The organism is Citrobacter rodentium NBRC 105723 = DSM 16636 (assembly GCF_021278985.1).
GTDB lineage: Bacteria > Pseudomonadota > Gammaproteobacteria > Enterobacterales > Enterobacteriaceae > Citrobacter_A > Citrobacter_A rodentium.
In genome coordinates this window covers 2590375-2608267 of the sequence record NZ_CP082833.1, presented here as the reverse complement: position 1 = coordinate 2608267, position 17893 = coordinate 2590375, and the positions used below count along the sequence as shown (strand labels likewise).

Annotated in this window: 18 protein-coding genes and 1 pseudogene; 13 read left to right on the top strand and 6 right to left on the bottom strand. The window is 54.1% G+C overall.

The features are described 5' to 3' along the window. Positions 1-4: 4 nt before the first annotated feature. Together tnpB (K7R23_RS12360) and tnpA (K7R23_RS12355) are read right to left on the bottom strand one after the other, a co-directional pair. Positions 5-352, bottom strand: coding sequence for an IS66 family insertion sequence element accessory protein TnpB (gene tnpB / locus K7R23_RS12360; RefSeq protein ID WP_012904570.1), 348 nt, complete (start codon positions 350-352; stop codon positions 5-7). Next, positions 352-1029, bottom strand: coding sequence for an IS66-like element accessory protein TnpA (gene tnpA, locus K7R23_RS12355; RefSeq protein WP_012904569.1), 678 nt, complete (start codon positions 1027-1029; stop codon positions 352-354). The genes tnpB (K7R23_RS12360) and tnpA (K7R23_RS12355) overlap by 1 nt, the downstream gene beginning before the upstream one ends. On the opposite strand from tnpA (K7R23_RS12355), the gene K7R23_RS12350 reads away from it, so the two are divergent. The 7 genes and pseudogenes from K7R23_RS12350 (at position 1006) to K7R23_RS12320 (ending at position 5785) form a co-directional block, all read left to right on the top strand. Continuing rightward, the gene (locus K7R23_RS12350; protein WP_081442373.1) at positions 1006-1266 is read left to right on the top strand and encodes a PAAR-like domain-containing protein; all 261 of its coding nucleotides are present in this window, start codon (positions 1006-1008) and stop codon (positions 1264-1266) included. The two genes, tnpA (K7R23_RS12355) and K7R23_RS12350, sit on opposite strands and share 24 nt — an antisense overlap. Before the next feature lie 4 nt (positions 1267-1270). After that, positions 1271-2230 (top strand): hypothetical protein, encoded by a 960-nt coding sequence (locus tag K7R23_RS12345; protein WP_024132825.1) that lies wholly within the window; start codon positions 1271-1273, stop codon positions 2228-2230. 2 nt (positions 2231-2232) lie between these two features. Beyond that, positions 2233-2733 (top strand): hypothetical protein, encoded by a 501-nt coding sequence (locus K7R23_RS12340; protein WP_012906980.1) that lies wholly within the window; start codon positions 2233-2235, stop codon positions 2731-2733. Positions 2734-2934: 201 nt separating this feature from the next. Then, positions 2935-3117: pseudogene (locus K7R23_RS12335) on the top strand (hypothetical protein); the annotation flags it as partial. A gap of 52 nt (positions 3118-3169) precedes the next feature. After that, positions 3170-3847: an IS66-like element accessory protein TnpA gene (tnpA, locus tag K7R23_RS12330; RefSeq protein WP_012904569.1), complete on the top strand. Its 678-nt coding sequence runs from the start codon at positions 3170-3172 to the stop codon at positions 3845-3847. Continuing rightward, positions 3847-4194, top strand: a complete 348-nt coding sequence (gene tnpB / locus K7R23_RS12325) for an IS66 family insertion sequence element accessory protein TnpB (RefSeq protein ID WP_012904570.1) — start codon at positions 3847-3849, stop codon at positions 4192-4194. The genes tnpA (K7R23_RS12330) and tnpB (K7R23_RS12325) overlap by 1 nt, the downstream gene beginning before the upstream one ends. A gap of 19 nt (positions 4195-4213) precedes the next feature. Next, positions 4214-5785, top strand: a complete 1572-nt coding sequence (locus K7R23_RS12320; protein ID WP_012904571.1) for an IS66-like element ISCro1 family transposase — start codon at positions 4214-4216, stop codon at positions 5783-5785. Positions 5786-6440: 655 nt separating this feature from the next. On the opposite strand, the gene syd is transcribed toward K7R23_RS12320, so the two are convergent. After that, positions 6441-6986, bottom strand: coding sequence for a SecY-interacting protein (gene syd, locus K7R23_RS12315; protein ID WP_012906981.1), 546 nt, complete (start codon positions 6984-6986; stop codon positions 6441-6443). Positions 6987-7054: 68 nt separating this feature from the next. On the opposite strand from syd, the gene queF reads away from it, so the two are divergent. The 6 genes from queF (at position 7055) to xni (ending at position 15097) form a co-directional block, all read left to right on the top strand. After that, the gene (gene queF / locus K7R23_RS12310) at positions 7055-7903 is read left to right on the top strand and encodes an NADPH-dependent 7-cyano-7-deazaguanine reductase QueF (protein ID WP_012906982.1); all 849 of its coding nucleotides are present in this window, start codon (positions 7055-7057) and stop codon (positions 7901-7903) included. A 112-nt stretch (positions 7904-8015) separates the two neighbouring features. Next, complete coding sequence (gene ppnN, locus K7R23_RS12305; RefSeq protein WP_012906983.1) at positions 8016-9380, top strand: nucleotide 5'-monophosphate nucleosidase PpnN; 1365 nt, start codon at positions 8016-8018, stop codon at positions 9378-9380. A gap of 527 nt (positions 9381-9907) precedes the next feature. Beyond that, entirely contained in the window at positions 9908-11197 is a 1290-nt protein-coding gene (sdaC, locus tag K7R23_RS12300) for an HAAAP family serine/threonine permease SdaC (RefSeq protein ID WP_012906984.1), read from the top strand. 60 nt (positions 11198-11257) lie between these two features. Beyond that, complete coding sequence (gene sdaB / locus K7R23_RS12295; protein WP_012906985.1) at positions 11258-12625, top strand: L-serine ammonia-lyase II; 1368 nt, start codon at positions 11258-11260, stop codon at positions 12623-12625. Between the two features lie 549 nt (positions 12626-13174). Beyond that, entirely contained in the window at positions 13175-14155 is a 981-nt protein-coding gene (locus tag K7R23_RS12290) for an IS110-like element ISCro4 family transposase (protein ID WP_012904434.1), read from the top strand. Between the two features lie 186 nt (positions 14156-14341). Continuing rightward, a complete protein-coding gene (xni, locus tag K7R23_RS12285; RefSeq protein WP_024132827.1) occupies positions 14342-15097 on the top strand; it encodes a flap endonuclease Xni in 756 nt (251 codons plus the stop codon). Between the two features lie 10 nt (positions 15098-15107). Here the strand turns inward: xni and fucA are convergent, their stop codons facing one another. From fucA to K7R23_RS12270, 3 genes are all read right to left on the bottom strand, one after another. Next, a complete protein-coding gene (gene fucA, locus K7R23_RS12280; RefSeq protein WP_012906987.1) occupies positions 15108-15755 on the bottom strand; it encodes an L-fuculose-phosphate aldolase in 648 nt (215 codons plus the stop codon). A gap of 46 nt (positions 15756-15801) precedes the next feature. Beyond that, complete coding sequence (locus tag K7R23_RS12275) at positions 15802-16800, bottom strand: LacI family DNA-binding transcriptional regulator (RefSeq protein WP_012906988.1); 999 nt, start codon at positions 16798-16800, stop codon at positions 15802-15804. 141 nt (positions 16801-16941) lie between these two features. Beyond that, complete coding sequence (locus K7R23_RS12270) at positions 16942-17892, bottom strand: ABC transporter substrate-binding protein (RefSeq protein ID WP_012906989.1); 951 nt, start codon at positions 17890-17892, stop codon at positions 16942-16944. Between the last annotated feature and the right edge of the window lies 1 nt (position 17893).

The following is a 17893-nucleotide window of genomic DNA, read 5'->3' as shown; positions in this document are numbered from 1 at the left end:
CGGGTTATATGCGGATTCCAGCGCGTTCCGTTCGTTTCGGGTGCTTCCAGTTGATACCTTCAAGAAGCATGGATAACTGAGCCGGAGTAAGGTGCACCTTGCCGTCACGGGTGACTGGCCAGATGAAGCGGCCCCGCTCCAGGCGTTTGGTGAAGAGGCACAGTCCGTCACTGTCAGCCCACAACACTTTTATCTGGTCACCCCGGCGTCCGCGGAAGATGAACAGGTGTCCGGAGAACGGGTCATCCTTCAGGACGTTCTGAACTTTTGATGCCAGGCCGTTAAAGCCATTTCGCATATCGGTGATACCTGCAACCAGCCAGATACGCGAACCTGCAGGGAGAGATATCATCAGTGGCTGCTCCCTTTTATTTCGCGGATAAGTGTCTGTAATAACGCCGGCGTCAGTTTACCTTTAAGCCTGAGAGTTCCGGCCGGCAGAACCAGCTCACAACACAGACTGTCGGACGGTGTATTTATCTGCTCTGGTTCCTGTGCGGGGGCCGGGATTTTATTATCCGGCTCCGGCGTTAACGTCACGGGAAGCAGTGCCGGCATATTTTTTCCGGAAGGCAGCAGGCCACCTTTCCGGTATTGATGGCGCCAGTTGAAGAGCAGGTTATCGTTGATTCCGTTTTCCCGGGCGATCTGCGCCACACAGGCTCCGGGCTGCAGTGACTGCTCCACTAAGGCGATTTTAAACTCATAAGGGAAGTTGGGCCGCCGGGGACGTTTTTTTACCACGGGGGTTTCGGATATAACGGTGCTTTCAGGACGTACGACTGGTACCGTGGAAAATTGTCCGTAAAGGCAGGCATCAAGTTCCTGCTCCGACATGCCTGCGGGCAAAGGCCACGAAAGGCCAGCTCTCCGAAAGCGCACGAACATACTACAAACTGTTGATTTTGGTACACCCAGGCGACGTCCGGCCACAACCCGAGGTAAATGTTCTTCGAAGTGAAGGCGTAAAGCTTCAGTAATCCAGGTCCGGTATTCCATACGATAGTGTCCACTAAAAATGATGGACATTATTTTTGTGGAGCCGGAGGAAACAGACCAGACGGTTTAAATGAGACGCTTACGCTGGTCGTACTGAACCAGAGTTTTGTTCCGACAACAAAAGGTGACGCAGCGGGTCAGGCCAAAGGTGTGAAAAGCGGGACCGTGGGCGGGAAATGTTACCCGCAGGAGCACAGTAAAACGGTACGGGCAGGAAAAAAACAGATTTTGCGTCATGGTGACGATTTCTGGATGAACGGGACGTAGTGTAATGGGAACAGGGAACACGACAGGCAAAATTGTGGGACAACCTCCCGTACCGGAAAAAACGGCGGAAGAAGCGAATCCGGTTGTATCAGCAGAAACAGAAGAGGAGAAAGGTTTTCTTGATTCCCTGACAGACATCCCCCTAAACAGCAGATTTCGTGGGCGGTGGCTGGCGGTAAGCGCCCTGCATCATGGTCAGTATGAGTCATTCCGGGCGACAGCCGAAGGATATGGCGATGAGGCGCTGGCCGGGTTTGACAGCATATATGACAGTGCCGATGTACAGTTAGCGTCGGTCATGATAAATATAGCAGGAGCGGGACGGGGTTCTGTAAAGCGTGCGAAAACCGGCCCTGCGGGGAAAGGGCGGTTACGCGGAACGGGATTTGGAACACAAACGCCGGTACTGGCGGGAGCGGGAGGGATGCCCTATGGACAGGGGCTGCAGATACTGCATGCTGAACAGAAGGCAGCGGGAAATTCGGTAAAAAACGCAGGGACAGGGAATAAGAAAACAGTAACAGGAAGTGGTGGTAAAGCCAGAGGTAAGAGAAAGAGTGAGCCGGGGCCTTGTGATCATCTCAGGAAAGGTGCAGGAAAAGGAAAATATCGCGGGGGGGCTCATGAGGAAACTAAGGAACCCAAAAGGGATGGACTAGATTCTCATCATATGCCTGCCAAAGCAGCAAGTCCATTAACTCCAAATCAAGGACCTGCGATTCAAATGAAACCAACTGACCATGGTAAGACATCTAGTAATGGAAAAGTGAGAGGATTTGCTAACTATATTGTTCGCATAAAGATGTTATTAACCCAAGGAAAATGGAGGGAGGCCATGGCACTGGAAATCAAAGATGTCAGGCGGGTAGCAAAACTTCAAGGGGATTTAAGACGGTATAATATTGCATTGCAAGAAATGCTGAAATATTATCATTGTCTAGAGAAACATAACTTGCTGAGATAAATATGAATACAAATACTATTTTTGAACTGTATCCGCAAGTTGGCATCAATAATGTCAAATTCGGAATGTCCCCTGAGCAGGTTGCTATGGAGTTGGGGGACCCAGAGGAGGTATGGGTAAATGAAAATAATGAATTAGTGGAGGAGCGTGCTCATTTAAACATAACGTATACAGCTTTAGATAAGGAACTCTGTCATTTTGGATTTGGAAAAAAAATGAATCATGTAATGTTTTCTGGAGTTAATGTATTTCATAGTAAACCAGATAAAATTATAAAAAAAATGATGACAATAGATGATAAGCCATATTTTTTTGTTGGTAGTATTTTTTTTATGAAGCTAGGTATTTCTCTGTCCGGCTTTTATGATGAAGATGAAGATGAAGATGAAGATGAAGATGATAAAGCAATAGCCTTATACAATCATCATGATTATGACGATTTATTACCTCAAATGGAGCTATTTACCGATATGATGAAAAGAGAATACAATAAAGACTTTTAAACCCAAATTAAGTAGCAAGCATATAATGATGTGTATTACCATCTGATCTGACCATTTCCTCCCTGCTCGCTGAAAGCGGTTTCACTGACTAGGCATTTTCCTTTTATGAGGTCCATCCCGCCAAGTCGATATCATTAATAGAGACTCGGACCAGCCCATCATCACGAGGTGCACTTACCACCAGGGCAATCGCGCGCCGGGCGACCTGCCGGGGCAGCACGGCAGCCGGGGGAAGGCACCACGCTCACCAGCCAGCTGGAGGTCATCCCCGCCGACCGGACATGGCGCCCCACCCCGCTCCCTAAACCCGCCGTGGACGGCCCGCAGAGCGCCGTTGTCACCGGCCCCGCCGGCGAGGAAATCTTCTGCGATGAGCACGGCCGGTAAGCGTCTCATTTAAACCGTCTGGTCTGTTTCCTCCGGCTCCACAAAAATAATGTCCATCATTTTTAGTGGACACTATCGTATGGAATACCGGACCTGGATTACTGAAGCTTTACGCCTTCACTTCGAAGAACATTTACCTCGGGTTGTGGCCGGACGTCGCCTGGGTGTACCAAAATCAACAGTTTGTAGTATGTTCGTGCGCTTTCGGAGAGCTGGCCTTTCGTGGCCTTTGCCCGCAGGCATGTCGGAGCAGGAACTTGATGCCTGCCTTTACGGACAATTTTCCACGGTACCAGTCGTACGTCCTGAAAGCACCGTTATATCCGAAACCCCCGTGGTAAAAAAACGTCCCCGGCGGCCCAACTTCCCTTATGAGTTTAAAATCGCCTTAGTGGAGCAGTCACTGCAGCCCGGAGCCTGTGTGGCGCAGATCGCCCGGGAAAACGGAATCAACGATAACCTGCTCTTCAACTGGCGCCATCAATACCGGAAAGGTGGCCTGCTGCCTTCCGGAAAAAATATGCCGGCACTGCTTCCCGTGACGTTAACGCCGGAGCCGGATAATAAAATCCCGGCCCCCGCACAGGAACCAGAGCAGATAAATACACCGTCCGACAGTCTGTGTTGTGAGCTGGTTCTGCCGGCCGGAACTCTCAGGCTTAAAGGTAAACTGACGCCGGCGTTATTACAGACACTTATCCGCGAAATAAAAGGGAGCAGCCACTGATGATATCTCTCCCTGCAGGTTCGCGTATCTGGCTGGTTGCAGGTATCACCGATATGCGAAATGGCTTTAACGGCCTGGCATCAAAAGTTCAGAACGTCCTGAAGGATGACCCGTTCTCCGGACACCTGTTCATCTTCCGCGGACGCCGGGGTGACCAGATAAAAGTGTTGTGGGCTGACAGTGACGGACTGTGCCTCTTCACCAAACGCCTGGAGCGGGGCCGCTTCATCTGGCCAGTCACCCGTGACGGCAAGGTGCACCTTACTCCGGCTCAGTTATCCATGCTTCTTGAAGGTATCAACTGGAAGCACCCGAAACGAACGGAACGCGCTGGAATCCGCATATAACCCGTTGTAAAGTGAGGATATGGACACCTCACTTGCTCATGAGAACGCCCGCCTGCGGGCACTGTTGCAGACGCAACAGGACACCATCCGCCAGATGGCCGAATACAACCGCCTGCTCTCACAGCGGGTGGCGGCTTATGCTTCCGAAATCAACCGGCTGAAGGCGCTGGTTGCGAAACTGCAACGTATGCAGTTCGGTAAAAGCTCAGAAAAACTTCGCGCAAAAACCGAACGGCAGATACAGGATGCACAGGAGAGAATCAGCGCACTTCAGGAAGAAATGGCTGAAACGCTGGGTGAGCAATATGACCCGGCACTGCCATCCGCCCTGCGCCAGTCTTCAGCCCGTAAACCGTTACCGGCCTCACTTCCCCGTGAAACCCGGGTTATCCGGCCGGAAGAGGAATGCTGTCCTGCCTGTGGTGGTGAACTCAGTTCTCTGGGATGTGATGTGTCAGAGCAACTGGAGCTTATCAGCAGCGCCTTTAAGGTTATCGAAACACAACGTCCGAAACTGGCCTGTTGCCGGTGCGACCATATCGTGCAGGCACCAGTACCTTCAAAACCCATTGCACGCAGTTATGCCGGAGCGGGGCTTCTGGCCCATGTTGTCACCGGGAAATATGCAGACCATCTGCCGTTATACCGCCAGTCAGAAATATACCGTCGTCAGGGAGTGGAGCTGAGCCGTGCCACACTGGGGCGCTGGACAGGTGCTGTTGCTGAACTGCTGGAGCCGCTGTATGACGTCCTGCGCCAGTATGTGCTGATGCCCGGTAAAGTCCATGCTGATGATATCCCCGTCCCGGTCCAGGAGCCGGGCAGCGGTAAAACCCGGACAGCCCGGCTGTGGGTCTACGTCCGTGATGACCGTAACGCCGGTTCACAGATGCCCCCGGCGGTCTGGTTCGCGTACAGCCCGGACCGGAAAGGCATACATCCACAGAATCACCTGTCCGGTTACAGCGGAGTGCTTCAGGCCGATGCTTACGGTGGCTACCGGGCGTTATACGAATCCGGCAGAATAACGGAAGCCGCGTGTATGGCCCATGCCCGGAGAAAAATCCACGATGTGCATGCAAGAGCGCCAACCGATATCACCACGGAAGCCCTGCAGCGTATCGGTGAACTGTATGCCATCGAAGCAGAAGTCCGGGGATGTTCAGCAGAACAGCGTCTGGCGGCAAGAAAAGCCAGAGCTGCGTCACTGATGCAGTCACTGTATGACTGGATACAGACTCAGATGAAAACACTGTCGCGTCACTCGGATACGGCAAAAGCGTTCGCATACCTGCTGAAACAGTGGGATAGCCTGAACGTGTACTGCAGTAATGGCTGGGTGGAAATCGACAACAACATCGCAGAGAACGCCTTAAGGGGAGTGGCCGTAGGCCGGAAAAACTGGCTGTTCGCGGGTTCTGACAGCGGTGGCGAACATGCGGCGGTGTTGTACTCGCTGATCGGCACATGCCGTCTGAACAATGTGGAGCCAGAAAAATGGCTGCGTTACGTCATTGAGCATATCCAGGACTGGCCGGCAAATCGGGTACGCGATCTGTTGCCCTGGAAAGTTGATCTGAGCTCTCAGTAAATATCAATACGGTTCTGGCGAGCCGCTTACGCAAGTACGGCGATTCGGGGAGTAATAGGCAGCTGGCCGCAAAAGCAATAAAAAAAGGGAGCACTGTAAAAACAGTGCTCCCGGTTCGTTTCGCAGCATTCCGGCTACTTTTGGTGCTCCCTGCTCATCCTTGACAACTTTTCCAGCGGCCTTGCGACCCGTTGCTCATCCTGAACGTTTGCATCCTGCTCACATCATCCCGATGTGAATACTTCATCCTGAAGCGTCCTGGCCTTCCTGACCCACCGACCATCCTGACCGGCTCTCGTTCTCCTTCCTGGAGGTGTCCTTTAACGCGTTCCTGCGTGGTCCTTGTGCTTCATCCTGAAGCCTTTCCTTGTAACACCTTCCCGGTGCGTCCTGTAGAAACGCCATCATCCTGATGTTCGTTTCTTTTGTGCGACTCCCCGTCGACGTAGACAGAATCGCCTTTTTTACGTTGTCTTACAAGGTGCTTACAGACAATTCCTTAAGAAAAATTTCATATGAAAGTCAGGATGAAATGATTAACTGCATGATTTATTAGAATAATGATAATTATTAACGCACTAAGTCTTTACTGATCTCCCGGCGATCTCTTACAGGGCTTGTAAGAGATCTCTCACAGAATGGCGGGATTTGCGGATTACAGAAGAGGCTTAAGTTCAGTGAGGAATTCCGCAAGGGAGGGGGCCAGAACGGTACGATTACGCGTTCCCAGCCTCTCTTTGACCACTTCACCAGACAAATTACACACCGAAATAACGTCAAGTTCATTTTCGAGCGTGGCGATAAACAGGGTCGGCGACAGCTTCAGGCGCTTCTGCGTCACCAGATGTCCAATCAGATTCTCCTGAACCCTACGGAAATCATCCTCACTCCAGGTTTGCAGCAGACAGAGCGTCTCTCCGGCAAACTGCGCGGGCATATCCCCGGCGAACTGCGTGGTATAAAACGAATGAATCGCAGGTTGTACCACAATATCAAAGGCGCGTTCAACCGCGTTTACGCTCTGCTCCCCGACGAAGGGCTGCGGCTGCCAGTAAACGGCATCGCTTGTGGTGGAAATAATGCACGGCGAAGGTACGCCATACAGCGCTTCACTCAACGGCCAGCTGTGGTGTTTTTCATGCCAGGCGTCGCAATAACGGGTCGTAAAAGCCTTCAGGGCCAATGCAGTCTGTTCGTCCACCGGTTTCTCTCATCATAAAAGCCAGGATACACTTAGCCGTTAGTGTATCTGGTTTATGACGGTGAAACATGTCTTCTTACGAAAACCATCAGGCGCTTGAGGGCCTGACGCTCGGAAAATCAACCGATTACCGGGATAATTACGACGCCAGCCTGTTGCAGAGCGTCCCCCGCAGCCTCAATCGCGATCCGCTCGGTCTTCACGCCGACACGCTGCCATTTCACGGCGCCGATATCTGGACGCTGTACGAGCTGTCGTGGCTGAATGCCAACGGGCTGCCGCAGGTGGCGGTGGGACATGTGGAGCTGGATTACGCCAGCGTCAACCTGATTGAATCCAAAAGCTTCAAGCTCTATCTCAACAGCTTTAACCAGACGCGGTTTGCCGACCGGGAAACGGTACGCCAGACGCTGGAGCGCGATCTCAGCGCCTGCGCGCAGGGTCAGGTGAAGGTATCGCTGTTCCGCCTTGACGAGCTGGAAGGCCAGCCAATCGCCCATTTCCACGGCACCTGCATCGACGATCAGGATATCAGCATCGATAACTATCAGTTCACGACCGATTATCTGCACGATGCGGTCAGCGGAGAAAAAGCGGTGGAAGAGACGCTGGTCAGCCATCTGCTGAAATCCAACTGTCTGATCACCCATCAGCCGGACTGGGGATCGATACAAATCCAGTATCGCGGACGCAAAATCGATCGCGAGAAGCTACTCCGCTATCTGGTCTCCTTCCGTCACCATAACGAGTTCCATGAGCAGTGCGTGGAGCGCATTTTTAATGACCTGCTCCGCTTCTGCCAGCCGGAAAAACTGAGCGTGTATGCGCGTTACACCCGTCGCGGCGGGCTGGATATTAACCCGTGGCGTAGCAACACCGAATTCGTTCCCGCCATCGGCAGACTGGTTCGTCAGTAAATTATTTCGCTATTTTGCGTGTCCGGTTGCGCATCCCGGGTTGTGAAAGGCCATAAGCCGGGGCTATTGTAATCAGCAGGAATGACGGTTTTGCGTCCCATAAGGAGTTTACTTGATTACACATATTAGCCCGCTTGGCTCAATGGACATGCTGTCGCAGCTGGAAGTCGATATGCTTAAACGCACGGCCAGCAGCGATCTGTATCAACTGTTTCGTAACTGCTCGCTTGCCGTTTTAAACTCCGGCAGTCTGACTGACAACAGCAAAGAGCTGCTGTCCCGCTTCGAAAGTTTCGATATCAACGTGCTGCGCCGCGAACGCGGCGTGAAGCTGGAACTGATCAATCCGCCGGAAGACGCTTTTGTCGATGGCCGCATTATCCGCGCGCTACAGGCGAACCTGTTCGCCGTGCTGCGCGACATCCTGTTTGTTAACGGTCAGATCCATAACGCCGGACGTTTTCAGCATCTGAATCTCGAAAGTTCGGTGCATATCACTAACCTGGTGTTCTCCATTCTGCGCAACGCCCGGGCGCTGCACGTGGGCGAAGCGCCGAATATGGTCGTCTGCTGGGGCGGTCACTCAATTAATGAAACCGAGTATCTGTACGCCCGCCGCGTCGGTACGCAGTTAGGTCTGCGCGAGCTGAATATCTGCACCGGCTGCGGGCCTGGCGCAATGGAAGCGCCGATGAAGGGTGCGGCGGTAGGTCACGCCCAGCAGCGTTACAAAGACAGCCGTTTTATCGGCATGACCGAACCGTCGATCATCGCCGCCGAGCCGCCTAACCCGCTGGTTAACGAATTGATCATCATGCCGGACATTGAAAAACGTCTGGAAGCGTTTGTGCGTATCGCCCACGGCATCATCATCTTCCCCGGCGGCGTAGGAACGGCGGAGGAGCTGCTGTATTTGCTGGGGATCCTGATGAATCCGGCCAACAAAAATCAGGTGCTGCCGCTGATCCTCACCGGCCCGCAGGAGAGCGCCGATTACTTCCGCGTACTGGATGAATTTATCGTCCATACGCTGGGCGACGCGGCGCGAAATCACTACCGCATCATTATTGATGACGCGGCGGAAGTGGCGCGCCTGATGAAAAAAGCGATGCCGCTGGTGAAAGAGAATCGCCGCGATACCGGCGATGCCTACAGCTTCAACTGGTCGATTCGCATTGCGCCGGATCTGCAACTGCCGTTTGAGCCGTCCCATGAAAACATGGCCAACCTGAAGCTCTACCCTGACCAGCCGGTTGAAGTGCTGGCGGCAGACCTGCGCCGCGCGTTCTCCGGTATCGTCGCCGGTAACGTGAAGGAAGTGGGTATTCGCGCCATTGAGCAGTTCGGGCCTTATAAAATCCACGGCGATAAGGCAATGATGCGACGGATGGACGATCTCCTGCAAGGTTTCGTGGCGCAGCACCGCATGAAACTGCCGGGCACGGCGTACATTCCCTGTTACGAAATCTGCGCCTGACGCATCCCTCCTCCAGAGCAAACCGGGACGCTTCGTCGCCTCCCGGTTTTTTTCATGTATAGCAAAGAGATAGCCGCAAAAATTAATTAACCTTATTTATATGTCATACAAAATACTTTAGCGCGCAAACGATTACCTGGATAATGCCGCCGTGTTTTATCATCCTTAACGATTATTAGTCGTCATAAACCTCTAAAAAACAACCTCTGCACAGAGTAATCTTCGAATATATATCAGGAAACTTTCAGAACCCATCTCGTTAATGCTAGTCTTCGCGCGCGTTAATTCGCCATGATGATTTTTTGACAGATTAATGATCCGGTTTCATCGATTTTAAAAGTGGATTATTGCATTTGAGATCGCGATCACTGATAGATTTATTGGTTATCTGTATCTTTCCGCCCGCAAATTATTACGGCGAAAAATTATATAAAAATCGTCTTTGATGAAGTTTCGTTTTTCGGTCAGGCCTTTTTTCATTGGATTAGACCAGCAACCTGACATTTAGCATCCTCCAGGAGAAACTGATGGAAACCACTCAAACCAGCACTATTGCTTCGATTGAATCCCGAAGCACATGGCGCAAGACTGACACCATGTGGATGCTGGGCCTTTACGGCACGGCTATCGGCGCAGGCGTTCTGTTCCTGCCAATTAACGCAGGCGTCGGCGGCATGATTCCGTTGATCATCATGGCGATTCTCGCTTTCCCGATGACCTTCTTTGCGCACCGCGGCCTGACCCGCTTCGTGCTGTCCGGTAAAAACCCCGGTGAAGACATCACCGAAGTGGTTGAAGAACATTTTGGCATCGGCGCCGGTAAGCTGATCACCCTGCTGTACTTCTTCGCGATCTACCCGATTCTGCTGGTTTACAGCGTGGCGATTACCAACACGGTGGAAAGCTTCCTGGCGCATCAGTTAGCCATCACCCCGCCGCCGCGCGCGATTTTGTCGCTGATCCTGATCGTCGGGATGATGACCATCGTGCGTTTTGGCGAACAGATGATCGTTAAGGCGATGAGCATCCTGGTGTTCCCGTTCGTGGCGGCGCTGATGCTGCTGGCGCTGTACCTGATCCCGCAGTGGAGCGGCGCGGCGCTGGAGACATTGTCCTTTAACACCGCCGCCTCTACCGGCAACGGCCTGTGGATGACCCTGTGGCTGGCGATTCCGGTGATGGTGTTCTCCTTCAACCACTCGCCAATTATCTCTTCCTTTGCGGTAGCGAAGCGTGAAGAGTACGGCGAAGGCGCTGAGAAAAAATGTTCTAAGATTCTGGCGTTCGCCCACATCATGATGGTGCTGACCGTTATGTTCTTCGTCTTCAGCTGCGTACTGAGCCTCTCCCCGGCGGATCTGGCGGCGGCCAAAGAGCAGAACATCTCGATTCTGTCCTACCTGGCGAACCACTTTAACGCGCCGATCATCGCCTGGATGGCGCCGATCATCGCGATGATCGCTATCACCAAATCCTTCCTCGGCCACTACCTGGGCGCGCGTGAAGGCTTCAACGGCATGGTGATCAAGTCGCTGCGTGGTAAAGGCAAAACCATCGAGATCAATAAGCTGAACCGCATTACCGCGCTGTTCATGCTGGTGACCACCTGGATTGTCGCCACACTGAACCCAAGCATCCTCGGTATGATTGAAACCCTGGGCGGGCCGATCATCGCGATGATTCTGTTCCTGATGCCGATGTACGCCATCCAGAAAGTCCCGGCAATGCGTAAATACAGCGGCCACATCAGCAACGTCTTCGTTGTTATTATGGGCCTGATTGCTATCTCCGCGATTTTCTACTCCCTGTTCAGCTAAGTTTGACAGCGCCGCTTCCCGGCGGCGCTACCTCCCTGAGATTCAAGTAATGGAAGTCCTATGATTAGCGTCTTCGATATTTTCAAAATCGGCATTGGCCCTTCCAGCTCCCATACCGTGGGGCCAATGAAAGCAGGCAAGCAGTTCACGGACGATCTGATTGCCCGCCATCTCCTTACCGATGTCACCCGCGTCGTGGTTGATGTGTACGGTTCCCTCTCCCTGACCGGGAAAGGCCACCACACCGATATCGCGATCATTATGGGTCTGGCCGGAAACTTGCCGGACACCGTCGACATCGACGCTATCCCGAGCTTCATTCAGGATGTCAACACCCACGGACGCCTGCTGCTGGCGAACGGTCAGCATGAGGTTGAGTTCCCGGTGGATAAGTGCATGAATTTCCATGCCGATAATCTCTCTCTGCATGAGAACGGAATGCGCATTACCGCGCTGGCGGGCGAAACCGTTCTCTACAGCCAGACGTATTACTCCATTGGCGGCGGCTTTATCGTTGATGAAGAACATTTCGGCTTGCCCAACAGCGCGCCGGTCAACGTGCCTTATCCCTATAAATCCGCTGCCGATCTGCAAAGACACTGTCAGGAAACCGGACTGTCGCTTTCCGGCCTGATGATGCAAAACGAACTGGCGCTGCACAGCAAAGAGGAGCTGGAACAGCATTTTGCCAGCGTCTGGGAAGTGATGCGCAGCGGCATTGAGCGCGGCATCAGCACCGAAGGCGTTCTGCCCGGCAAACTGCGCGTACCGCGTCGTGCGGCAGCGCTGCGCCGTATGCTGGTCAGCCAGGATAAAACCACCACCGATCCGATGGCGGTCGTGGACTGGATCAACATGTTCGCACTGGCGGTTAACGAAGAGAACGCCGCCGGTGGACGGGTAGTGACCGCCCCGACTAACGGCGCGTGCGGCATTGTTCCGGCGGTGCTGGCCTACTACGACAAGTTCATCCGCGAAGTGAACGCCAACTCGCTGGCCCGCTATATGCTGGTCGCCAGCGCTATTGGTTCGCTGTACAAAATGAACGCCTCGATTTCCGGCGCGGAAGTGGGCTGTCAGGGCGAGGTGGGCGTGGCGTGCTCGATGGCGGCGGCCGGTCTGGCGGAACTGCTCGGCGGCAGTCCGGCGCAGGTGTGCATCGCGGCGGAAATCGGTATGGAGCACAACCTCGGTTTAACCTGCGATCCGGTAGCCGGTCAGGTGCAGGTGCCGTGCATCGAACGTAACGCCATCGCCTCGGTGAAAGCGGTCAACGCCGCGCGTATGGCGCTGCGCCGCACCAGCGAACCCCGCGTCTGCCTCGATAAAGTGATCGAAACCATGTACGAAACCGGGAAAGACATGAACGCCAAATACCGCGAAACCTCTCGCGGCGGCCTGGCGATGAAGATCGTCGCCTGCGATTAAATCCCGGCATCCGTAGGCCTGATAGGGTTGTAGGCCGGATAAGGCGCCTGCCGTCATCCGACATTTATTGCCTGATGGCGCTTCGCTTATCAGGCCTACGGATCAAAACGTTACAAAACTCGCCTCTCCCTGCCGTGGATGTTGCCCTACCCACAGATTGTAGGCCGGATAAGGCGCCAGCCGTCATCCAGCATTTATTGCCTGATGGCGCTTCGCTTATCAGGCCTATGGATCAAAACGTTACAAAACTCGCCTCTCCCTGCCGTGGATGTTACCCTACCCACAGATTGTAGGCCGGATAAGGCCCAGCCGCCATCCGGCATTTATTGCCTGATGGCGCTTCGCTTATCAGGCCTTGTATTATCCCTTCAGTGCAGGGAGAACCGGCCAGTTCTCTCTGCCATGCGGTCCGCATGCCGTATCAGGCCTCAGGCTAATAACCTGTGACGTAGATTTATGCAGCGGACCGCCGTTCTCCACAAGTGACAAACCGGACAGTATCATGGACCGGTTTTCCCGGTAATCCGCATTCACAAGGCTGGTCTCACTATGGAACAGGAACTTCATTTTATCGGTATCGATGTCTCTAAAGCTAAGCTGGATGTCGATGTGTTGCGGCCTGATGGCCGTCACCGCAGCAAAAAATTTGCCAACACCCCGAAGGGCCACGACGAACTTCTCCGCTGGCTCAGCGGTCATCGCGTGGCACCGGCACATATCTGCATGGAAGCCACCAGTACGTATATGGAAGACGTTGCCGCTCATCTCAGTGATGCCGGTTACACCGTCTCCGTCATCAACCCCGCCCTGGGTAAAGCCTTTGCACAGAGTGAAGGTCTGCGCAGCAAAACCGATGCAGTGGATGCCCGTATGCTGGCAGAGTTCTGTCGTCAGAAGCGCCCTCCGGCGTGGGAAGCCCCGCATCCGGTTGAACGGGCCCTGCGGGCTCTGGTGCTGCGCCATCAGTCGCTGACGGACATGCACACGCAGGAGCTGAACCGCCTGGAGACAGCGCGTGAGGTGCAGCGTCCGAGTATAGACGCCCATCTGCTGTGGCTTCATGCCGAACTTAAGCGCATCGAAAAGCAGATAAAGGACCTGACGGATGATGACCCGGATATGAAGCACCGCAGGAAGCTGCTGGAAAGTATCCCGGGCATCGGGGAGAAAACGTCCGCGGTATTACTGGCTTATACCGGTCTGAAGGAGCGCTTCACCCATGCCAGGCAGTTCGCCGCTTTTGCGGGTCTGACGCCGCGGCGGTATGAATCAGGCAGCAGTGTGAACAGGGCCAGCCGGATGAGTAAAGCCGGACATGCGTCGCTTCGCAGGGCGCTGTATATGCCTGCGATGGTGGCGGTAAGTAAAACGGAATGGGGAAGAGCGTTCCGTGACCGTCTGGCAGGGAACGGTAAAAAAGGGAAAGTGATAATCGGTGCGATGATGCGCAAGCTGGCGCAGGTGGCGTACGGTGTTCTGAAGTCAGGCGTGCCGTTCGATGCGTCCCGGCATAATCCGGTAGCAGCGTAAAATATGGTGGAAGGGATGAAAAAACAGCGCCTGACGGCGCTGTGACTGGTATGCCTGCAATCCGGTAAGGCGGAAAATAAAAAAGCTTGCAGGCGATAACAGTATCTACGGATCAAAACGTTACAAAACTCGCCTCCCCCCCGCCGTGGATGTTACCCTAGCCGCAGGTTGTTAAGGGAGAACACCGTGGCTGTCCATCTGCTTATTGTCGACGCGCTCAATTTAATTCGCCGCATTCATGCCGTTCAGGGATCGCCCTGCGTGGAGACCTGCCAGCACGCTCTGGAGCAGCTTATTCTTCACAGCCAGCCGACCCATGCCGTGGCGGTATTTGATGATGAGGCGCGTAACAGCAGCTGGCGTCATCAGCGGCTTGCGGATTACAAAGCCGGTCGCCCGCCAATGCCGGACGAACTACAGCAGGAGATGCCCTCCCTGCGCGCCGCCTTTGAACAGCGCGGCGTCGCCTGTTGGATGTCGAGCGGAAATGAAGCCGACGACCTGGCGGCGACGCTGGCGGTAAAAGTGACTCAGGCTGGTCATCAGGCCACCATTGTGTCGACGGACAAAGGCTATTGCCAGCTTCTCTCTCCCACGCTGCGCATCCGCGACTACTTTCAGAAGCGCTGGCTGGACGCGCCGTTCATTGCCAAAGAGTTCGGCGTGTCGCCGCAGCAACTGCCTGATTACTGGGGGCTGGCGGGGATCAGCAGCTCAAAAGTGCCGGGCGTCGCCGGTATTGGTCCGAAAAGCGCCACCCAACTGCTGGCGCAGTTTCAGACTCTGGAAGACCTCTATGCGAATATTGCCGCGGTGCCGGAAAAGTGGCGCAACAAGCTGGAAACGCATAAAGAGATGGCCTTTCTCTGTCGCGATATCGCCCGTCTGCAAACGGATTTACACCTTGACGGCAATTTGCAGCAGCTACGACTGACGCGATAGCGTGAGGCGTTTATTCTTCAATCCGTAAGCCGTAAGTTTTGAACTTCTCCAGCACCACGGCAATCTCCTCATCCGACAGTACCGGCACCGGGTCGACCACCGCCAGCGTGCTCAGATACAGCTGCGCCAGCACTTCCACCTCATGCGCCAGCCACAGCGCCTTTTGCAGATTCGCTTCACAGGCGATTAAACCATGATGCTGCAACAGCGTGGCTTTGCGGTTCCTGAGCGCCACGGCGACGTGTTCCGAAAGCTCACGCGTGCCGAAGGTGGCGTAGGGCGCGCAGGGAATGGAATTACCTCCCGCCGCGGCAATCATGTAATGAATGGCCGGTATGGGACGGTTAAGAATGGAAACCGCGGTGCAATGAATCGCATGGTTATGCACGACGGCATAGGCGTCCGGGCGCGTCTGATAGGCCGCCAGATGAAAACGCCACTCGCTGGAGGGCAGTTTTCCCTCTTCATAATCGCCATCGTTACCGACAAAAACGATCATCTTTTCCGTCATGCGCTCGTAAGGCACGCCGCTTGGCGTAATCAACATTCCGTCCTGATAGCGTGCGCTGACGTTGCCTGCGGTTCCCTGGTTTAACCCCAGGCGCGTCATTTCAAGACAGGTTTCAATGATTTCGCGGGATAGCTGGGTTCTTTCCATCACGGTTCTCCGGGTAATCGGTTCAATGGCTGTTTTATCGCGCGGGTTATTGTTGTCGTAAGCGCGTGATTAATTTCATGTCGACTTTTACGGTCTCTTTCACCGGCTGGCCTTCTATGGCGCTGAGCATCATGTCGAAAGCCTTCTCCGCCCAGGCGTTCTCGTCCTGCTGCATTGACCAGACGTTATTCGACAGGAATCCCAGCATCGGATGTTCGTCAAAGGTGCCAATATCGATCTCCGGCGGCACCACGCCGACGCGATCGCGGATGGCTCTCACCGCCCCTTCCAGCACCGGCAACGACGAGGCGATAAACGCCTGCGGGCATCCCTGTTCATCCATAAGCTTTTGCATAATCTCGTATCCCCCTTCCGGGGTGTTGACCGGCCCTTCGCGCACCCACTCGCGATGCGTAATGCCCTGTTGGCTTAACGCGCTGAGATAACCAGCCAGACGATCGCTGATGCTGGGTAAACCGGTGTCGCCGACCAGAAACCACACCGGCAGCTTTTGCGCATCCAGTAAATGACGGGTTAACTGCTCGCCGCCGGACAGGTTATGACTCTCCACCAGCGCGTTATCGGTGTATTTAAAATCGCGGTCCAGCAGCACCATTGGCTTCCTGACCTGACGTAAATGGTGCTGCTGATTCTCTAACGTCGAAGGAACGATAAAGAGGCCGTCAACGTTACGGGCGATTAACGCTTTGGTTAATTTATTCTCATAATCCACGTCATCGTAGGTGCAGCTGATCATCAGCTGGTAGCCGGAGCGGCGACAGCGTTGCTCAAGCTTTTCCGCCAGCGTGGCGAAGAAAACGTTGGAAAGGTTGGGAACAATTAACCCCAGGGTATAGGTTTTATTCAGCTTCAGGCTGCGGGCGGAGTGGTTGATCACATAGCCATAGCGCTCGACATAGTCATTTATCCGCGTTTGTGTTTTGAGGCTGATTCGATACTGTTCAGCTTTTCCATTCAGCACCAGTCTCACGGTCGTAACCGATAAATTGAGATCGTCGGCTATCTGTTCTACTGTCTTAGCCATGTATTTGCCTCAGTCACCGTCCAGGCGTCAATTGCCAGTCATAAAAGCGTTTTATAACTTTATCCTACGGCATCAGTTGGTTAAGCGCGAGCACGCGATCGCCAGGCAGCAGAGGGGGCGGCCATACCGCCCCCAATGAGCTTACTTTTTACCGAACGGATGTAACAGCTTGTCTATTTCCGGCGTATTGATATTTTGCGCACTGACAAACTTCACCGGAATATCAATCTCTTTTGGCACCGTTTGCCCGGACAGCGCGGCGTTCAGGGTTTTGATGCCCTGATAGCCAATCTGATACGCATCCTGCACCACAAAGCCCTGAATCACTCCGGCGTTAAGGAAATTAATAATGGCTTCGGTGCTGTCAAAGCCGATGACCTTTACTTTCCCTTTCAGATTCTGGCTGTCGATGGCGTTGGCGACGCCCAGCGTTGATCCCTCATTAGTGCCGTAGATCCCCGCCAGATCCGGGTTGGCCTGAATCATATCAATGGTTTTATCCATCGCTTTTTGCGGATCGCCATCGCTGTACTGCACTGGCAGCACCTGAATGTCCGGGTACTTTTCCTTCATCCGCGCGATAAAGCCCTCGGAGCGCTCAATCGCCGATGAGGTGCCCGCAACGTGGGCGATAATGCCGACTTTGCCTTTCTGATTGACCTGCGCCGCCAGCGCGTCCGCCGCTTCCGCCCCGGCCTTGCGGTTATTGGTCGCCACAAAGCTGACCGGAATCGTGGAGTTGACGCCGGAATCAAAGGTCACCACCTTGATGCCGCGCGAACTGGCGGTTTCCACCAGCGGCGCCAGCGCGTTGGCGTCCAGCGCCGCCAGCAGCAGGCCGTTCGGCTTCTGCGCCATCGCGTTTTCTACGAGCTGAATCTGCTCGGCGATCTGCGTTTCATCGGCAGGCCCGACGTAGCTGGTTTTATCCCCCAACTCTTTCGCCGCCGCTTCAGTCCCCATTTTTACGGTCTGCCAGAACTCATGCTGGAAGCCTTTACTGATCACCGGAAGATTAAAATCTTTCGCCAGCGCGCCGGAAGTGATGCACGCCAGCAGGGATAACGCATAAACAAAATGCCTGGTTTTCATT

What these genes read in the sequence shown, in the direction of transcription:
- tnpB (WP_012904570.1), bottom strand. Translation starts at nt 352, where the DNA reads ATGATATCTCTCCCTGCAGGTTCGCGTATCTGGCTGGTTGCAGGTATC.
- tnpA (WP_012904569.1), bottom strand. Translation starts at nt 1,029, where the DNA reads ATGTCCATCATTTTTAGTGGACACTATCGTATGGAATACCGGACCTGG.
- K7R23_RS12345 (WP_024132825.1), top strand. Translation starts at nt 1,271, where the DNA reads ATGGGAACAGGGAACACGACAGGCAAAATTGTGGGACAACCTCCCGTA.
- K7R23_RS12340 (WP_012906980.1), top strand. Translation starts at nt 2,233, where the DNA reads ATGAATACAAATACTATTTTTGAACTGTATCCGCAAGTTGGCATCAAT.
- tnpA (WP_012904569.1), top strand. Translation starts at nt 3,170, where the DNA reads ATGTCCATCATTTTTAGTGGACACTATCGTATGGAATACCGGACCTGG.
- tnpB (WP_012904570.1), top strand. Translation starts at nt 3,847, where the DNA reads ATGATATCTCTCCCTGCAGGTTCGCGTATCTGGCTGGTTGCAGGTATC.
- K7R23_RS12320 (WP_012904571.1), top strand. Translation starts at nt 4,214, where the DNA reads ATGGACACCTCACTTGCTCATGAGAACGCCCGCCTGCGGGCACTGTTG.
- queF (WP_012906982.1), top strand. Translation starts at nt 7,055, where the DNA reads ATGTCTTCTTACGAAAACCATCAGGCGCTTGAGGGCCTGACGCTCGGA.
- sdaC (WP_012906984.1), top strand. Translation starts at nt 9,908, where the DNA reads ATGGAAACCACTCAAACCAGCACTATTGCTTCGATTGAATCCCGAAGC.
- sdaB (WP_012906985.1), top strand. Translation starts at nt 11,258, where the DNA reads ATGATTAGCGTCTTCGATATTTTCAAAATCGGCATTGGCCCTTCCAGC.
- K7R23_RS12290 (WP_012904434.1), top strand. Translation starts at nt 13,175, where the DNA reads ATGGAACAGGAACTTCATTTTATCGGTATCGATGTCTCTAAAGCTAAG.
- fucA (WP_012906987.1), bottom strand. Translation starts at nt 15,755, where the DNA reads ATGGAAAGAACCCAGCTATCCCGCGAAATCATTGAAACCTGTCTTGAA.
- K7R23_RS12275 (WP_012906988.1), bottom strand. Translation starts at nt 16,800, where the DNA reads ATGGCTAAGACAGTAGAACAGATAGCCGACGATCTCAATTTATCGGTT.
- K7R23_RS12270 (WP_012906989.1), bottom strand. Translation starts at nt 17,892, where the DNA reads ATGAAAACCAGGCATTTTGTTTATGCGTTATCCCTGCTGGCGTGCATC.